This window comes from Streptomyces sp. CB01881, from assembly GCF_002953255.1.
Classification (GTDB): domain Bacteria; phylum Actinomycetota; class Actinomycetes; order Streptomycetales; family Streptomycetaceae; genus Kitasatospora.
Genome location: NZ_CP026498.1, coordinates 1,500,181 through 1,516,629, shown reverse-complemented (window position 1 = coordinate 1,516,629; position 16,449 = coordinate 1,500,181). Strand labels below are relative to the sequence as shown.

Below are 16,449 nucleotides of genomic sequence, written 5' to 3'. Positions count from 1 at the left end.
CACCCCCGCTCCGGGCCCGCCGCACCGCCCGGACCGTTGTCCGGACGGTGCTCGTGCGCTGCTCAGGCGCTGCTCAGGCGGTGTCCGGCCGTGCCCGCACCCAGACCCGGTCCTCGGTCAGATAGGCGTCCACGGACAGGCCCGCCTCGGCCAGCGTCCGCTCGAACTCGGCGGTGCCGAGCGGCCGGGAGAGGAAGGTCTGGGTCCAGCGCGCGTCCGGGAACTCGTACTCGACGTGCACCGAGTTCACCCCGTCGCCGACCGGCGTGGACGAGGTGATCCGGACCAGTCCGTCCGGAGGGATCGGGCGCTCGCGCGGCACGTTCAGGTGCCACTCCTCGCCCTCGCGCTGGATCAGCACGCAGCCGTCCGCCGCGACATGGCGCCGGCAGGTCTCCAGCAGCCGACGCCGGACCACCGGGTCGCCGGCGTGCACCAGGAACGAGGCCAGCATGACGACGTCGAAGTGCTCGCCGAGGTCCAGCTCCTCGATCGGGCTCCGGACGGTCCTGGCCCCGCGCACCCGGGCCAGCATCTCGGCGGACTCGTCCACGGCCGTCACCGCGAAGCCCCGGTCGAGCAGCGGGTGCGTCATCCGGCCCACGCCGCAGCCCAGTTCGAGGATGCTCGCGCCCGCCGGGACGGCCTTCTCGATCACCTCCGGCTCACCCCCGGCCGGCAGCCGGCTGTACATCTCGACGGCGCATCCGTCCGGTGTGATCGCGCCCGGTCCCGTGCCGTCGTAACCCTTACGTCGCTCATCGGTCATGCGTCTCATCGGAACACGGGTCGACGGGAGGGGGGAAGAGGGCGTCGGGACGAGGGTTGCTACATACCCCTAGGGGGTATACATTCATCGTCGACGGAGCGAGGAACGAAGCGCCGGAGCAAGCGGAGGACGACATGGCACACCCCGCACAGCACGAGCACGAGCAGCACGCGGGTCACCAGCACCACGAGCACCACGGCCACCCGGCCGGGCACGAGGGCCATGTCGGCCATGTCGGCCACGACATCCCTGCGGGTCACGACGCGCACGCGGGTCACGATGTGCACGCAGGTCACGCAGGTCACGCAGGTCATGCGGGTCACGCCGGCCACGGTGCCGCGCACGGCGGCGGGGCAAGCTGGCGGACCGCCGCGCAGGCCACCCTGCACTGCCTTACCGGCTGCGCCATCGGCGAGATCCTCGGCATGGTGCTCGGTACCGCGTTCGGCCTGCACAACGGTGCGACCGTGGTGCTCTCGGTGCTGCTGGCCTTCGTCTTCGGCTACGCGCTCACCATGCGCGGCGTGCTGAAGGCCGGCCTGGACGTCGGGGCCGCGGTGAAGGTCGCGCTGGCCGCCGACACCGTGTCGATCCTGGTCATGGAGTTGATCGACAACACCGTGATGGTCACCGTCCCGGGGGCGATGGACGCCGGCCTCGGCGACCTGCTGTTCTGGATCGCGCTGGCGGGCTCACTCGTCCTCGCCTTCAGCCTGACCGTGCCGGTCAACAAGTGGATGATCGGGCGCGGCCGCGGCCACGCGGTCGTCCATGCCCACCACCAGCACTGACCCCGTACCCCGAGGCGCCGGGGACTCGCCTGCGGCCCGCACCGACTGTTCGACGGTCGGTGCGGGCCGCGGCGTTTTGTGTGTATGGGATGGGTGGTGGGGATGCGGCCCGCGGGGCCTACTGCGCGTTGCGGTCCAGCTCCGTCAGGGTGGCTCGCAGCCAGGCGAGTTCGGTCTCGGTGGTGGCCCGCGCGATGAGCAGCATGCCGTGGCGGAACGGGTCCGCCACGTCCTCGGCGCCGAGCGGGCGCGCCCCGGCGTAGAAGAAGCTGGCCGGCTCGCTCAGGAAGGCGAGGCGGCGGCGGAGCACGGCGGCCTGGGCGGCCGGCTCGCCGTCGAGATGGCGGAGGAAGGCCAGCACGGTGAACCAGCGGTTCTCGTCGCTGATGTCGAGCTCGTCGGGTGCGCGGAGCCGGTCGAGCAGCGCGGCCCGCCCCGCGTCGGTGAGATGGAGGGTGTGACGGGGGGCGGCCGTCGTTCCCGGCTCGGTCTCGCGCACCAGCAGGCCGTCGGACTCCAGGCGCTTGATCGCCGGGTAGAGCGTGCCGTCGCTGATCGGTCGGACGTGCCCGGTGAGTGCCGCGAGGTGGCGGCGCAGCTCGTAGCCGTGCAGGGGCCGGTCATGGAGGAACCCGAGGATCGCGAGCTTCAGCATGGGGTCACTCTCTCAGGGGGTCGTTCTCGGGCGTCCGCCAATTATATCGCTACCGCTATACCTCGGGTCCGAGGTATCGTTCCCGACGTGCCGCTGCGCTGGTGCCGCGCTGCCGCTGTGCCGGCGCTGCGTGTGGCGCTGCGTGCGCTGCTGCGTGCGGTGCTTGTGCTGCGTCCCGCCGCATTTCGCTGGAGTGCCCCGAAGTAGTGCCCCGAATCGAGGAGGAGTACGACCGTGCGTCAAGCCACCGTGACCCCGAACGGCGACCGGATTCGTTGGGTGGAGTTGCCGGGTGCCGAGCCGGCCCGGTTGTTCCTGCATGGTCTGGGTGCGAGTTCGCCGGTCTACTTCGCGGCGGCGGCCGCTCATCCGTTGCTCGGCGGGCGTCGTTCGCTCCTGCTCGACCTGCTGGGTTTCGGCATCAGCGACCGGCCCGCGGACTTCCCGTACACCTTGGAGGCCCACGCCGACGCGGTCGCGGCTGCGGTGGAGGAGGCCGGACTGGCCGAGGTCGAGGTGGTCGGGCACAGCATGGGCGGCGCGGTCGCGATCGTCCTGGCCCACCGGCACCCGCGGCTCGTCGCCAATCTCCTCCTGGTCGACGCCAACCTCGACCCGATCGCGCCCGCCCGCCGTCCGGGCAGCAGCGGGATCGCCACCTTCACCGAGGAGGAGTTCCTGGCCGGCGGCCGGGAGCGGGTCGGCCGGTGGGTCGGCCCGTTCTGGTGGTCCACCATGCGGCTCGCCGGCCCCGAGGCCCTCCACCGCAGCGCGGTCAACCTCGCCCGCGGCACCGTCCCGACCATGCGTGAACTCCTCCTCGGCCTGGAGGTCCCGCGGACGTTCCTCCACCCGGCGGCGGACGGTGAGCCGGCGGGCGCGGACCGGCTGCGGGAGGCGGGGGTGGAACTGGTGGCGGTCCCGGACTGCGGGCACAACATCATGTTCGACAATCCGGAGGGCTTCACCGCGGCCGCCGCTGCCGCCCTGGCACGCCGTACGGCGGGAGAGTGACACGCTGATGTGACGCGCCGTTTCCCCGCGGCACGTCATATCCCCACGGCGCGCCACGTCTACATGGCACGTCGCGCCCCCACGGCACGTCGTGCCCCATGACGCGACACGCCACACCGTCACGCCACCCCGACACGTCACGCCGCCGTGGCACGACACGCGCACGTTCCCGTCGCCGAGGAGCCGCCCACATGCCGACGGCCCCCGAGTCGTGGTTCCGCGTCCCCGCCGCGCTCACCGCCTTCCTCGCCGAGTTCTGCGGGGACCAGGGCCGCGACTGGGCTGCCGGCCTTCCGGCACTCGCCGCCGGGCTGCTGGAACGCTGGTCGCTGCGCCCCGACGGACGGCCCGCCCACGGCATGGTCGGGCTGGTCCTCCCGGTGCTGAGCGCGGACGGCACGCCGGCCGCGCTCAAGCTCCAGCCGCTGGACGAGGAGACGGCCGGCGAGCTCGTCGCCCTGCGCGCCTGGGACGGCCGGGGCGCCGTCCGGCTGCTCGCCCACGACCCGGCGACCGGATCGATGCTGCTGGAGCGCCTGGACCCGGACCGCTCCCTGCTCACCGTCCCGGACGACCTCGCCGCCCTGCACGTCCTCGCCGAGTTGCTGGCCGGCCTGACGGAGCAGCAGGCCCCGCCCGGTCTGCGGAGCTTGGCCGAGGTCGCCGACGCGATGCCGGCCCGGGTGCAGGAGGCGCTCGCCGCACTGGCCGACCCGGCCGACCGCCGTCTGCTCGCCGACTGCGCCGCGGCCCTTCGCGAGGTCCGGCACGAACCGGGCGACCGCCTGCTCCACTGGGACCTGCACTACGCCAACGTGCTTGCCCCGGCGGGCGCGGACGGCCGGGCGCCCTGGCTCGCCATCGACCCCAAGCCGTTGGCCGGCGAACCGGGGTTCGAGCTCCTCCCCGCCCTGCGGAACCGCTGGGACGATCTCACCGCGACCGGCGACGTCCCGCGCCCTCCGTCGCCGCTTCGACCTGCTGACCGACACCCTCGCCCTCGACCCGGCCCGCGCCACCTGCTGGACGCTGGCCCGCGTCCTGCAGAACACCCTCTGGGACGTCGAGGACGGCGGGGCGGTCGTCAGCCCGGACCAACGCGCCATTGCCGAGGCCCTGTTGGGCCGGTCCCGCTGACCGGTCCCGCTGACCGGCCCCGCGGCCGGTCCGGCGTGACCTCCAGGCCCGCGCCCCACTGCTACGGAACGTCCTGCTCCCTGCAGCGTCGCGCCTACCGGCCCCGCAGCAGCACGAACCGGAGCGGCGTCCCGGGGCGGGCCTGTGCGGCGGCGGCGAGGTCGGCAGGCGGGACGACGCCGAGGACGGGGTAACCACCGGTGGTGGGGTGGTCGGCGAGGAAGACGACCGGCAGGCCGTCCGGGGGGATCTGGACGGCGCCCAGCACCATGCCCTCGCTCGGCAGTTCGCCGCCGCGCGACCGGGTGACCGCAGGACCCTCCGTCCGCAGGGCGATCCGGTTGCTGGCCGGGGCGACCCGGTAGTGGTCGCGGGCCAGCCAGGCCACCGACCGGGGTTCGAACCAGTCGGCGCGCGGCCCGAGGTGCAGTCTCAGCACCAGCTCGGCCGGGGGTGCGGGGAGCGGCACCAGGTCCGGCGTCGGCCGTGGGCGCGGGGGAGGGCCGACCGGCAGCCGGTCGCCGGCGGCCAGCGGAGCGGGGCCGAGGCCGGAGAGCAGGTCGGCCGAGCGGCTGCCGAGCACGGGTGGGACGGCGATCCCGCCCGCCACCGCCAGGTAGCCGCGGACGCCGTGGGTGGTGGCGCCGACCTCGACCAGCGCGCCCGCCGGCACGGCGACGGGCGCGCCCCAGGCGGCGGCCCGCCCGTCCACGCGTACCGCCGACGGCGCGCCGGTGACGGCCACGGTCACCGGTCGGCTCGCGCGCAGGGCGACCCCGCCGAGGGTGGTCTCCAGCGCGGCCGCGCCCGGCTCGTTGCCGACCAGCCGGTTGGCGGCGCGCAGCGCGGGCTCGTCCAGCGCACCCGCCCGGGGCACACCGAGGTGGGCGACGCCGCGGCGCCCGAGGTCCTGCACGGTGGTCAGCGGGCCGGGCCGGACGACCTCCAGCTCGGCCACGACCTCCAGCTCGGACACGGCCCCCGGTTCGATCGCAGCGCCCGGTTCGGCCGCGGCTCCCGGCCCGGACACGGCTCCCGGCTCAGTCACGGTCACCCCGCACCGCCGTGAACCGGACCCGTACGCCAGGTGCGAGCAGCGCCGCCGGTTCGCGGGCGGCGTCCCAGAGCGGCAGGCCGGTACGGCCCAGGAGCTGCCAGCCGCCGGGGGAGGACCGCGGGTAGACGCCGGTGTAGGGGCCGGCCAGGGCGACCGAGCCGGGCGGGACGGAACTGCGCGGGGTGGCGTGGCGCGGCACCGCGTACTGCTCCGGCAGGCCGGTCAGGTAGCCGAAGCCGGGGGCGAAGCCGCAGAAGGCGACCACGTACTCGGGCGCGGTGTGGATCCGGACGGCGGCCTCGGGGGAGACCCCCCAGAGCCCGGCCACCTCGGCGAGGTCGGCGCCGTCGTACACGGTCGGCACCTCCACCAGCGGGCCCGGTGCCGCGGTCGCCGCCGTCGGGCGGGCCGCCCGGAGCAGGGCGGCCAGTGCGGGGACGTCGGCCACGCCGTCCAGCAGGACGGTCCGGGCGGCGGGGACGATCTCCTCGACGGCGGGCAGCTCGCCGACCGCCTGCCGCTCGCGAAGCCAGGCGTACAGGGCGCCCACCTCGGCCGCCCCGGCGACCTCGACCAGCAGCGCCTGCTCCCCGACGGCTCGGATCTCCGGAGGCCCCGGGTGTTCCGCCGCAGGGCCCGCGCCCTCCGAGCCCGGGACGCCCTCCGAGCCCGGGACGCCCTCCGAGCCCGGGACGCCCTCCGAGCCCGGGACGCCCTCCGAGCCCGGGACGCCCGCTGCGCCCCCGGCCCGCCCCGTGTCCTCGACGTCCGCTGCGCCCCGGGCCGGCCCCGCCGCGCCGGCGTCCCCCGCCTCCGTCACGCGAACGCCTCCACCCGTACCCCGGCCGAGGCGAGCGCGCCGCGGATCCGCCAGGCGAGCTGCGCGGCGCCGGGGGTGTCCCCGTGGACGCAGAGCGAGCGCGCCTCGACGGCGATCGGCTCGCCGCCGACGGCCTCCACCGTGCCGTCCCGGGCGATGCCGACCGCGCGGGTGATCACCGTCTCGGGGTCGTGCACCACGGCGTCCGGTTCGCGGCGTGGCACCAGGGTGCCGGCCCAGGTGTACGCGCGGTCCGCGAACGCCTCGGTGACCACCGGGAGCCCGACGCCTTCGGCGACCGCCAGGAACCGGGAGCCGGGCAGGCCGAGCACGGGCAGCGGGCCGTCGCAGACCGCCCCGGCCCGCAGCACGCCCGCGACCACCGCCTCGGCCTGCTCGGAGTCGCCGACCACCCGGTTGTAGAGGGCGCCGTGCGGTTTGACGTACGAGACCCGGGAGCCGGCCGCGCGGGCGAAGACCTGGAGGGCGCCGATCTGGTAGGCGATCTCGTCGGCGAGCTCGTCCGGGGGGACGTCCATCGCGCGCCGGCCGAAGCCGGCCAGGTCACGGTAGGAGACCTGGGCGCCGATCCGGACGCCGCGTTCGGCAGCCAGCGCGCAGACCCGGCGCATGGTCGACGGATCCCCGGCGTGGAAGCCGCAGGCGACGTTGGCGCTGGTCACCACGGAGAGCAGCGCCTCGTCGTCGGTCAGCGTCCACCGTCCGAACCCCTCACCGAGGTCCGCATTGAGATCGATCACCGCATCGGCCACGCCGGTCCGCCTCCCACAGCTGTTGAGCCAGATCGTAGGGCCTGCGCGTGACGGCTGGTGCCGCCCGTGCGGGCCCCGCCCGTGCGCGGGGGCCGGGCGGGCGGCGGGCCGTTCCCCCGGACGGATCAGCCGGTGGCGGAGGCCCGGGCGCCGGCCCGGGCGGCGGCGCGGGTTTCGGCGTCGGCAAGCCGCTCCAGCGGACGCAGCGCGCGCAGCACGATCAGCAGCGGGACGACGCCGACGACGCCGAACGACATGTCGATGAATCGCCAGTACAGCGGGATGCCCCGGAGCGGGCCGCAGACCAGCGCCAGCGGGATGATGCCGGCGCAGGCGAGGACGGCCCAGCGGATGACCCAGACGTTGCGCACCGGGTCCTTGAGCGGGCCCCAGAAGGCGGCGGCGATCACCAGGTGGGCGAAGGCCAGCCAGTCGGTGCCGTACGCGAGGAAGGGGTAGCGGGCGTTGGTCTCGGCGATGCCGTCGCGGACCCGTTCGAGCCGGCCGACCAGGGCCGGCAGGTGGTCGGTGACGGGGGCGGCCGGCCCGGTCGCGAAGTCGGCCAGCCACCTGGTCTCGGCCTCCAGCGGGAAGGCCGTCAGACCGCTCAGCACCAGGCAGACCACGAAGATCCCCAGCCACCGGCGTACCCGCCGCAGCGCCGCCTCGGATTCAGTGCCCATCGCGCAAACCTCCATGCCGACATGCCGAAGAGCAGGTGAGGCCATGTCCCACCCGCGCAGGACGACTCTAGACCTCGGAATTGAACGTGTTCAACTCCATCTCGGGGGAGTGTCCGAACGCCCCGCGGGAACGCCTGGCTGCCCCGGGGGAGTGCCGGGGCTCCGGGGCCGCCGACGGCCCCGGGCGCGGTCCGCACGCGCCACCGGCGTCCGGACGCGGCGCCGCCCGGAAAGCCGGCCTCCGGAAAGCCGCTGCCCGGAAGCGCCGGCCTCCGGAAACGCCGGTGGCCGGACGCGAACCGCGCCCGGCCACCCCTCGCGAACCTCCGCTACGCGGTGTACGTGTACCGGTCCGCCGTGCCGACCGCGCTGGTCCCGCCCGCCGTGGTGACGGTCACGTCGACCGTGCCCGTCCCGGCCGGAGCGGTGGCCGAGCAGAACGTCGGCCCGCAGGAGACGTGGCCGGCCGGCACACTGCCGAAGGCCACCGTCCCCGAGGTCAGGTTCGAGCCCTGGACGTACAGCTGGGTGCCGCCGGCGGCCGGGCCGCTCCTGGTGGTCAGATTGGTGACCACCGGTGCGGCCGGCGGTGCGGGCGGTGCGCCGGTGTAGTCGAACGTGGCCGGCGCGGTGGCCGAGCCGCCCGGCGTCACCACGGTGACCGGGGCGTTCCCCGAGCCGCCCGGCGCCGTCACGGTGCACGCCGTGTCGGTGCAGGAGCCGTTCGCCGGGGTGCCGCCGAACAGCACGAAGCCGTTGGACAGGTGGCTGCCGCTCACGGTGACGGCGGTGCCGCCGGCGCCCGGGCCGGTGGTGGTGCCGATCCCGGTGACGGCCGGCGCGGGCGCGGTCGCCCGCGGCTGGAGGCCGCTGCCGAGCAGGTAGGTGGAGACGTTGTCGGAGGGGTCGGAGTCGCCCGCGTTGGCGACCGTGACCGTGATCGCTCCGGACGGCTTGGTGCCGTGCGAGGCCACGTAGACCTTCATGAAGTCGCTGCGCCCGGGGGCCCGGGTGCCGGTGAAGACGGCCTCCAGGCGGCGGCCGTCGGGGGAGACGGTCTCGGTGAAGGTGTAGTCGGCCGGGGAGGCGGTGAAGGCGGCGCCGCTGGTCGTCAGTCCCGGCGGCAGGTCCACCGTCAGCCGGGTGGGCCCGGTGAGGTCGGCGGTGCCGTTGGACGTCCAGGTCACCGCGAAGTTGGTGCTGTCGACCGGGAAGATCGGGTAGTTCCCGGCCTGGGTCACGCTGACGTTCGGGCCGGTGACCGCCGTGCGGGCGGTGGTCGCGGCGACGGAGACGGCGGCGCCCGCGGCGAGGGTGGTCGCGGCCAGTGCGGCGGCGAGGCCGCCTCGTACCAGTCTGGTGATCATAGGACGCATGATGGCCGGGCCGGGTGCGCCGCGAGGTGGTTTTCTCGAAATCCAGTTCTAGTGGACCGCCTTCGACCCCTGCTCCCGCCCGCCTGTAAGGTCCGTTTCGGTCGATGTCGGTGACTACCTCTAATCTTGTCCTCCGTGACCGCCATCGCTGACCCGCCCACCGAGCACGGGCTCCGGCCGCCCGCCGGGCCCGCCACCGCCGCCGCGCGGCCCGCGCCCGGCCCCGCAGCCGACGAGGGCCTCGCCCGCCGGCTCAAGGCGCTGGCCTGCACCGCCCCGCTGCACGACCTGGACAACCGCAAGGGCATGCTGGCCGGCGAGTACGGCGGCTACGCGATGGCCGAGGTCGGCCTCGCCGCGATCGACCTGGTCACCCTGCACATGGACTTCGACACCGGGGCCGACCGCGACATAGTGCTGGCCCGGCTGCTGCCCCGCGTCGCCGCCCAGGCCGCCGGCCGGCCCACCCCCGAGCACGAGCGGGTGGCCCGCTGGGTGCTGGAGTCGCTGATCAACGTCGGCAGTGTCGACCGCGGCTTCCGTGCCGTCTACGGCACCTTCGGCGCGGACGGCGCGTACGTGCGCCGCGACTACGACTTCAAGCTGATCGAGGAAGTGCCCGGCCCCGACGGCGGCGTCTACCTGCGCACCACCGACGAGGCGGTCAACGTCCTGGTCGGGGCGCTCGACACCGACGTCACCTCGGCCCAGATCGCCGCCGAGGTGAAGCTGGAGGTGCTGATCCGCCGGGGCCGCCTGGCCGACGCCCAGCTCGCCGCCGAGCAGGCCCGCTACCGCACCGTCCAGTACGCCGAGACGCTGCGCCGCGCCCTCGACGCCACCCGGCGCAACGTCCGCGCCGTCGACTGGATGCAGGCCATCCCGGACCTCATCGACGAGGCGCTCGACCACATCGCCGACCGCTACCGGCACGAGAACGCGATTCTCACCAACATCCGCAAGGCCCGCGACGAGGCCGTGGAGCCCGAGCACAAGCGCCGGGCCGCCGAGCTGGTCGACATCGTCAAGGACTGCATCCGCCGCCACACCCAGCTGCAGACCCGCCTGCTGGAGGCCGGCCCGCTATTCCGCGCCGAACAGGACCGCCAGGCCTTCGCCGCCCCCGGCGCCCGCAGCGGCATCGACCTCTACGGCCAGCTGCTCGCGCCCGTGCTGCGTCTGCCGCTGGAGCAGGCCGTCCGGCCCACCGGCGCCTTCTTCGCCCGCGGCACCGGCCTGCGCACGCCCGTCTCCGTCCGCGTCGCCGACCTGGTCGACCTGCTGCTCACGCCGCCGGTCGAGCGCGAGCACCTGGGCGCCGAGCTGCCCGACCCGGACCTCGTCGCCACCCCCGACGACAGCCGGTTCTCCGAGGCGCAGCTGGAGTCGGCGCTGGAGCTGCTCGACCTGCCGGCCGACGCCCCCCGCCGGCTCTCCGGCCTGCTCGCCGACGCCCGCAAGCAGGACCCGGAGCTGCCCTACCTGGTCGCCCTGCTGGCCGTGCACGCGGCCAGCCCGCCGGTCGGCACCGCCTACCGGCAGGGCGAGGAGCGGCTGCTCTTCGCGGTCGACGACGGCACCCCGCTGCGCGACCCGGAGTTCGGCGGCGCCGACCTCATCGTCGGCAGCGCCCTGCTCGACGCGGCCGGCATGGCGGCGGACCGCAAGGACGCCAGTTGACGACCGGTCACCACCCCCGTGCCGGCCGGCCCCGTACCGGCGACCCCCGAGCCGGCCACCCCCGTACGCACCGCAACGGCACCGGCCTCCCCGGTGCCCGCCGTACCTGCGCCCGCCAGCCCTGCCAGCCCCGCCCGCACCGCAACAGCACCGAGGAGCACCGCCCGTGACGACCCACCACGACACGTCCTGGGCGCCCGAGACCGAGCCGGCCGCGCCCGCCGCGATCACCCCGGCCGACGTCGCCGACGCGGCCCGGCTGGTCTCCTTCGGCCTCCAGGCCAAGCTGCTCCCGGCCCGTGACGCCGAGTACGCCGAGCTGGTCCGCCGCCACCGGGAGGACCCCCCGTTCGCCCGCCTCGCCGACGCCGTCGCGACCGGCATGGGCCTGGTCGTCCTGGAGGTCTCGCCGCGCGCCGGCATGGCCGTGGCCGCCGCCGAGGACTCCGTCTTCGCCGTCCGGATGGGCGACTACTCGCGGCGCGCCGCCTCCGAGTCCACCGACCGGTTCCTGCACGGCCTCGCCCACCTCGCCGTCGCCGCGATGGCCTTCCCCCGCCCCGAGGACCTCGCCGACGACGGCTACCTCGGCCGGATCACCGTCAACGGCGTCGACTCCTTCGTCCGCCAGGCCTGCCGCCGGCTGGAGGAGCAGGCCGAGGTGGACGGCGCCAACACCGACCCGCAGAGCGACGCCCCCGGCCTGGAGGCCGCCTGGCGGGTCTGGGCCCGGCGCACCGCCACCGGCGCCACCAAGGACGCCCGCCGGCTCTCCGGCTCGACCATCGGCATCGTCGCCAAGGCGGTGATGTTCCTGGTCGACTCCGGCTTCCTGCAGAAGACCTCGGACGACGCCGGCGGCACCTACCGCACCACCGCCCGCTACCAGCTCCAGGTCCGTGACCTGGCCGGCAGCGCCGCCATGGCCGAGCTGCTCGACCTCGGTGTCGTCCCGGTGTCCGACGGGACCGCCAGCCTGCTGCCGCCGGACACCGGCGACGAGCTGGTCGCCGACGCCGGCCTGCCGTTCCACTCGCTCTGAGCCCTCCCGGGCCTCCGAGCGCCCAGAGCCCCACCCGAGCCTTCTGACCCACCCGCACTGGAGAACCGCCGCACATGTACGAGCTCAACCGGGTCCGCCTCTACTCGATCGGACCGGCCGGCGCCCGCTACGCCGACACGGTGCTCGACCTGCGCGGTGTCGGCGAGCCCGTCGCCGACCCGGCCCCGCAGCAGATCGGCCTCTTCGGCGAGAACACCGACGGCCCGGTCCGCCGCCCCGCCCCGGCCGGCGTGCTCTTCCTGGAGAACGGCGGCGGCAAGTCCGTCCTGCTCAAGCTGATCTTCTCGGTGATGCTCCCCGGTCACCGCAACACCCTCGGCGGCGCCAGCTCCGGCGTGCTGCGCAAGTTCCTGCTCGCCGACGACTGCGGCCACGTCGCGCTAGAGTGGCAGCACACCGTCACCGGCGAGCTGATCGTGGTCGGCAAGGTCAGCGAGTGGCGCGGCCGGCAGGTCTCCTCCGACCCGCGCAAGTTCGCCGAGACCTGGTACTCGTTCCGCCCCGGTCCCGGCCTCACCCTGGACTCGCTGCCGGTCGCCGAGCGGGTCAGCCTGGCCGGCGACCAGAAGGCCCGCGGCCGGCGCCGCACCATGAAGGGCTTCCGCGACGCCCTCACCGAGGCCGGCAAGGCCCACCCCCACCTGGACCTGGTCTTCGAGGACGGCCACGACCGCTGGACGGAACACCTCGGCGACCTCGGCCTCGACCCCGAACTCTTCCGCTACCAGCGCGAGATGAACGCCGACGAGGGCGAGGCGGCCGGACTCTTCGCGGTGAAGCACGACAGCGACTTCACCGACCTCCTGCTGCGCGCCGTCACCGACACCCGCGACACCGACGGCCTCGCCGACCTCGTCCACGGCTTCGCCGCCAAGCTCGGCCGCCGCTCCGAACTCACCGCCGAACGCGACTTCACCGCCGGCTCGCTCGACCTGCTGGAGCGGATCGCCGAGGCCACCGCCGCCCGCGAGACCGTCCGCGACGCCCACCGCACCGCCGAGCGCCGCACCCGCCGGCTCGCCCACGCCCTCACCTCCCGCGCCGCCGCCGAACGCGACCGCGCGCAGGACCTCGCCATCGAGGTCGCCGCCGCCGCGAGCGCCGTCACCGCCGCCGAGGCCGACCGCACCCGGCACACCCTGATCACCGCCGAACTCACCCACCGGCACGCCGCCCTGGGCCTGGCCGCCGCCACCGCCGAGGCCGCCGCGCTGCGCCGCGAGCTGACCGACGCCCGCACCCTGCACTCCGCGTGGCAGGCCGCCGAGGCCGTGCTCCGCCAGCGCGCCGCCGCCGACCGGGTGGCCCGGGTCGCCGCCGCCATCCGCGAGGCCGAGCTGGACGCCGCCCCCGCGCTGGCCGCCCGCGCCCTCGCCGCCACCACCCTGGCCCGCGCCCTCGAAGCCGCCGCCGCGGCGGCCGAGGGCCGCGCCGACACCGAGGAGGAGCGCGCGGGCGAGCTCCAGGCCGACGGCGCCAAGGCCCAGACCGACGCCACCGAGGCCGCCACCGCCGCCCAGAAGGCCCGCAGCGAGGCCGACCACCTGCGCCAGCGCCTCGCCGAGGTCGAGCAGGAGACCGAGGCCGCCGTCGCGGCCGGCTTCATCGACGCCGACGGCGGTGTCGACCCGGCCCGGGCCGCCCTGCACGCCGCCGACGTCGAGAAGACCGCCAGCGCCGCGCTCGCCCAGGCCCGGACCGCCGCGGAGTCCGCCGCCGCCCGGCTGCGCGAGTCCGCCGCCGCCACCGGCCGCGCCGAACTCGCCGCCGCCCGCGCCAACGACGGCCGCAAGGCCGCCGCCCAGGCCCTCGCCACCGAGCAGCGCACCGCCGCCCTGCTCGCCACCGAGCCCCGTCTGGCCGACCTGCTCTCCCTCACGCCCTACCAGGACGGCTCCGAGGAGGAGGCCGGCTTCCTCACCCCCGCCGTCCTCGACCGCAACGCCGAGTACCTGCGCGAGCTGCTCGACGAGGCCATCGCCACCGCCGAGCGCACCCTGTTCGACCTGCGCACCGCCGCCGCCGACGACTCCCGCATCCTCGCCGCCCTCGGCGACGGCGGCCTGCTGCCGCCCGGCCCGGACGTCCTCGCCACCGTCGAGTACCTCGCCGAGCACGGCATCCCCGCCCTTCCCGGTTGGCGCTACCTCGCCCAGTCCGTCGACCCGGCGGACCACGAGGCGCTCCTCGCCGCCCGCCCCGAACTCGTCGACGGCGTGGTCATCACCGACCCCAACTCGCTGGACCGGGCCCGCGAGACCCTCCAGGCCGCCGCCCTGCTGCCGCGCTCCACCGTCGCCGTCGGAGCCGCCGCCTCGCTCGTCGCCCCGATCACCGGCGAGCCCGCGTTCTTCCTCGTCCCGCCGAACCCGGCCATGCACGACGAGTCCGCCGCCGACGGCGAGCGCCGCGAACTGCGCGCCCGCGCCACCGCCCGCGAGGAGCACATCCGCGAACTCGCCGCCCGCCTCGGCGGCGACCGCGCCCTCGCCGCCCGCCTCGCCTCCTGGCACGCCAGCTGCCCGCCCGGCACCCTCGCCGAGCTCGCCGCCGCCGCCCAGGCGGCCCGCGAGCACGCCGAGCAGGCCGGCGCCGCCCTGGGCACCCTGCGCGCCGACCACGACGAGGCGGAGACCGACCACGCCGCCGCCGCCTTCGCCCACGAGGAGCACCGCGAGGCCGCCCAGCGCGCCCGCCGCCGCGCCGACGCCCTCTCCGGCCTCGCCTTCCGGCTGCGCGAACGCGCCGGCTGGACGCGCTCGCTGCGGGAGCTCGCCGAGGACGCCACCGAGTGCGACCGCCGCCAGGCCCAGTGCGCCGAACGCGCCCGCACCTGTGACGAGGACCGCCGCGCCGCCCAGCGCGCCGCCGACGACGCCCGCCGCACCGCCCGCGCGCTGCGCGCCGAGCGTGCCGAGATCCCCGCCGCCGAGCAGGCCGACGGCCCGTCCGACACGGCGCCCGCCGCGCTGCCCGCCCTGCGCGAGGCCTACCGCGCGGCCTCCCAGCTCTACGAGAAGGTCGGCGTCGGTGCCGACCTGCGCGCCGAACAGGCCCGCGCCGAGGGCGACGAGGCCGCCGCCGCGACCGAACTCGACCGCCTCACCAACAAGGTCCGCACCCGTGCCGAGGAACTGCTCGGCAGCCCCGACGGCGCCGACGGCCCGGCGCGGCAGGCAGCCGCAGCCCGCGCCGAGGAGCTGGTCGCCACCATCGAGGCCCGCGCCGCCGCCGCCAGCGAGCAGCTCGGCCGCCTGCGGGGCGAGGCCGAGCGCTCCGCCCCCGCCGACGGCGAGGCCCACACCGAGCTGCCCGAGGACCTCGTCCCCACCGACCCCGAGCACGCCCAGGCCCTGTTGCGCACCGCCACCAGCCGCCTCGCCGAGCGCCGCGAGACGGTGGACAACACCCGCACCGCCCACGCCGACCTGCAGCGCACCTTCGACGCCGCCCAGGCCGCCGCCGCCGACTTCGACGAGCACGCCGGCCAGCTCAGGGACGGCCTGCGCGAGCACCAGGACGACGACGGCCAGCCGGCCGAGCCCTACCTCGGCGCGCTCGCCGACGCCCGGACGGCCGCCGCCGACGCCCGCCGCGCCCTGCGCACCGCCGCCGGCGAGCTGTCCTCCGCCGAACTCGCCGTCCGCGACGCCTCCGACGCGCTCGTCCGGCACGCCAACGCGGCCCGCTACGAGGCCGTCCGCACCCCGGCCCGGCAGCAGATCCGCGAACTGCCCGCCTCCGCCCTGCCCGACCACGCCGCCGCCTGGGCCACCGCCTTCGCCCCCCGGCTGCGCGTGCTCACCGACGAACTCGCCCAGCTGGAGCGCAACCGCGGCTCGATCGTCGACCGCCTGCGCGGCCTGGTCGAGTCCTCCCTCACCACGCTGCGCGCCGCCCAGCGGCTCTCCCGCCTGCCGGAGGGCCTCGGGGAGTGGTCCGGCCAGGAGTTCCTCCGGATCCGCTTCGAGGACCCGGACCACGCCACCCTGGTCGAGCGCCTCGGCGAGGTGATCGACGAGGCCACCCGCGCCGCCGTCAAGAAGAACAGCGACCTGCGCCGCGACGGCATGTCCCTGCTGCTGCGCGGCGTCGCCGCCGCGATCGGCCCGCGCGGCGTCTCCGTCGAGATCCTCAAGCCCGACGCCGTGCTGCGCGCCGAACGGGTCGGCGTCGGCCAGATGTCCGACGTCTTCTCCGGCGGCCAGCTGCTCACCGCGGCCATCGCGCTGTACTGCACCATGGCCGCGCTGCGCGCCAACGACCGCGGCCAGTCGCAGCTGCGGCACGCCGGGACGCTCTTCCTGGACAACCCGATCGGCCGCGCCAACGCTACGTACCTGCTGGAGCTCCAGCGGGCCGTGGCCGACGCGCTCGGCGTCCAGCTGATCTACACCACCGGTCTCTTCGACACCACCGCGCTGGCGGAGTTCCCGCTGGTCATCCGGCTGCGCAACGACGCCGACCTGCGGGCCGGCCTCAAGTACATCTCGGTGGAGGAGCACCTGCGGCCGGGCCTGCCGGCCGCCCCGGACCCGGACGGCCCGGTCATCCACGGCGAGATCACCGCCACCCGGATGTTCAAGCGCCCCGCGGAGGCCCCCACTTCGTGACGCTTTGTCAGGTGCCAG

13 protein-coding genes and 1 pseudogene are annotated in these 16,449 nt (G+C 75.8%); 6 read left to right on the top strand and 8 right to left on the bottom strand.

Translation table 11 applies throughout. The features are described from left to right. Positions 1 to 73: 73 nt before the first annotated feature. On the bottom strand, positions 74 to 769 hold the full coding sequence (locus C2142_RS06630; protein WP_148641521.1) for a class I SAM-dependent methyltransferase: 696 nt from the start codon (positions 767 to 769) through the stop codon (positions 74 to 76). A gap of 59 nt (positions 770 to 828) precedes the next feature. After that, entirely contained in the window at positions 829 to 1,092 is a 264-nt protein-coding gene (locus tag C2142_RS06625; protein ID WP_162600479.1) for a hypothetical protein, read from the bottom strand. Here C2142_RS06625 and C2142_RS06620 point away from each other — a divergent pair. Next, the gene (locus tag C2142_RS06620) at positions 1,051 to 1,560 is read left to right on the top strand and encodes a DUF4396 domain-containing protein (protein ID WP_148642233.1); all 510 of its coding nucleotides are present in this window, start codon (positions 1,051 to 1,053) and stop codon (positions 1,558 to 1,560) included. The two genes, C2142_RS06625 and C2142_RS06620, sit on opposite strands and share 42 nt — an antisense overlap. Positions 1,561 to 1,678: 118 nt before the next feature. On the opposite strand, the gene C2142_RS06615 is transcribed toward C2142_RS06620, so the two are convergent. After that, positions 1,679 to 2,215 carry a PadR family transcriptional regulator gene (locus C2142_RS06615; protein WP_148641520.1) on the bottom strand — a complete coding sequence of 179 codons (537 nt, stop codon included), beginning with the start codon at positions 2,213 to 2,215 and terminating at the stop codon, positions 1,679 to 1,681. A gap of 234 nt (positions 2,216 to 2,449) precedes the next feature. On the opposite strand from C2142_RS06615, the gene C2142_RS06610 reads away from it, so the two are divergent. Next, on the top strand, positions 2,450 to 3,229 hold the full coding sequence (locus C2142_RS06610; RefSeq protein ID WP_148641519.1) for an alpha/beta hydrolase: 780 nt from the start codon (positions 2,450 to 2,452) through the stop codon (positions 3,227 to 3,229). 191 nt (positions 3,230 to 3,420) lie between these two features. Then, a pseudogene (locus C2142_RS06605) lies at positions 3,421 to 4,366 on the top strand (aminoglycoside phosphotransferase family protein). A gap of 94 nt (positions 4,367 to 4,460) precedes the next feature. Here the strand turns inward: C2142_RS06605 and C2142_RS06600 are convergent. From C2142_RS06600 to C2142_RS06580, 5 genes are all read right to left on the bottom strand, one after another. Beyond that, positions 4,461 to 5,342, bottom strand: coding sequence for a biotin-dependent carboxyltransferase family protein (locus C2142_RS06600; protein WP_241002415.1), 882 nt, complete (start codon positions 5,340 to 5,342; stop codon positions 4,461 to 4,463). Between the two features lie 64 nt (positions 5,343 to 5,406). Then, a complete protein-coding gene (pxpB, locus tag C2142_RS06595; protein WP_148642231.1) occupies positions 5,407 to 6,027 on the bottom strand; it encodes a 5-oxoprolinase subunit PxpB in 621 nt (206 codons plus the stop codon). Positions 6,028 to 6,239: 212 nt separating this feature from the next. Next, positions 6,240 to 7,016, bottom strand: a complete 777-nt coding sequence (locus tag C2142_RS06590; RefSeq protein WP_241002414.1) for a 5-oxoprolinase subunit PxpA — start codon at positions 7,014 to 7,016, stop codon at positions 6,240 to 6,242. Between the two features lie 125 nt (positions 7,017 to 7,141). Beyond that, positions 7,142 to 7,699, bottom strand: a complete 558-nt coding sequence (locus C2142_RS06585; RefSeq protein ID WP_148641518.1) for a hypothetical protein — start codon at positions 7,697 to 7,699, stop codon at positions 7,142 to 7,144. Between the two features lie 329 nt (positions 7,700 to 8,028). Continuing rightward, entirely contained in the window at positions 8,029 to 9,066 is a 1,038-nt protein-coding gene (locus C2142_RS06580) for an IPT/TIG domain-containing protein (RefSeq protein ID WP_148641517.1), read from the bottom strand. Positions 9,067 to 9,219: 153 nt separating this feature from the next. Between C2142_RS06580 and C2142_RS06575 the strand changes: the two genes are divergently transcribed. The 3 genes from C2142_RS06575 to C2142_RS06565 all read left to right on the top strand — a co-directional run bounded on the left by C2142_RS06575 (position 9,220) and on the right by C2142_RS06565 (position 16,431). Further along, the gene (locus tag C2142_RS06575) at positions 9,220 to 10,755 is read left to right on the top strand and encodes a hypothetical protein (protein ID WP_148642229.1); all 1,536 of its coding nucleotides are present in this window, start codon (positions 9,220 to 9,222) and stop codon (positions 10,753 to 10,755) included. Between the two features lie 166 nt (positions 10,756 to 10,921). Then, on the top strand, positions 10,922 to 11,797 hold the full coding sequence (locus C2142_RS06570) for a hypothetical protein (RefSeq protein ID WP_148641516.1): 876 nt from the start codon (positions 10,922 to 10,924) through the stop codon (positions 11,795 to 11,797). A 74-nt stretch (positions 11,798 to 11,871) separates the two neighbouring features. Beyond that, positions 11,872 to 16,431: a hypothetical protein gene (locus C2142_RS06565; RefSeq protein WP_148641515.1), complete on the top strand. Its 4,560-nt coding sequence runs from the start codon at positions 11,872 to 11,874 to the stop codon at positions 16,429 to 16,431. Positions 16,432 to 16,449: the final 18 nt, after the last annotated feature.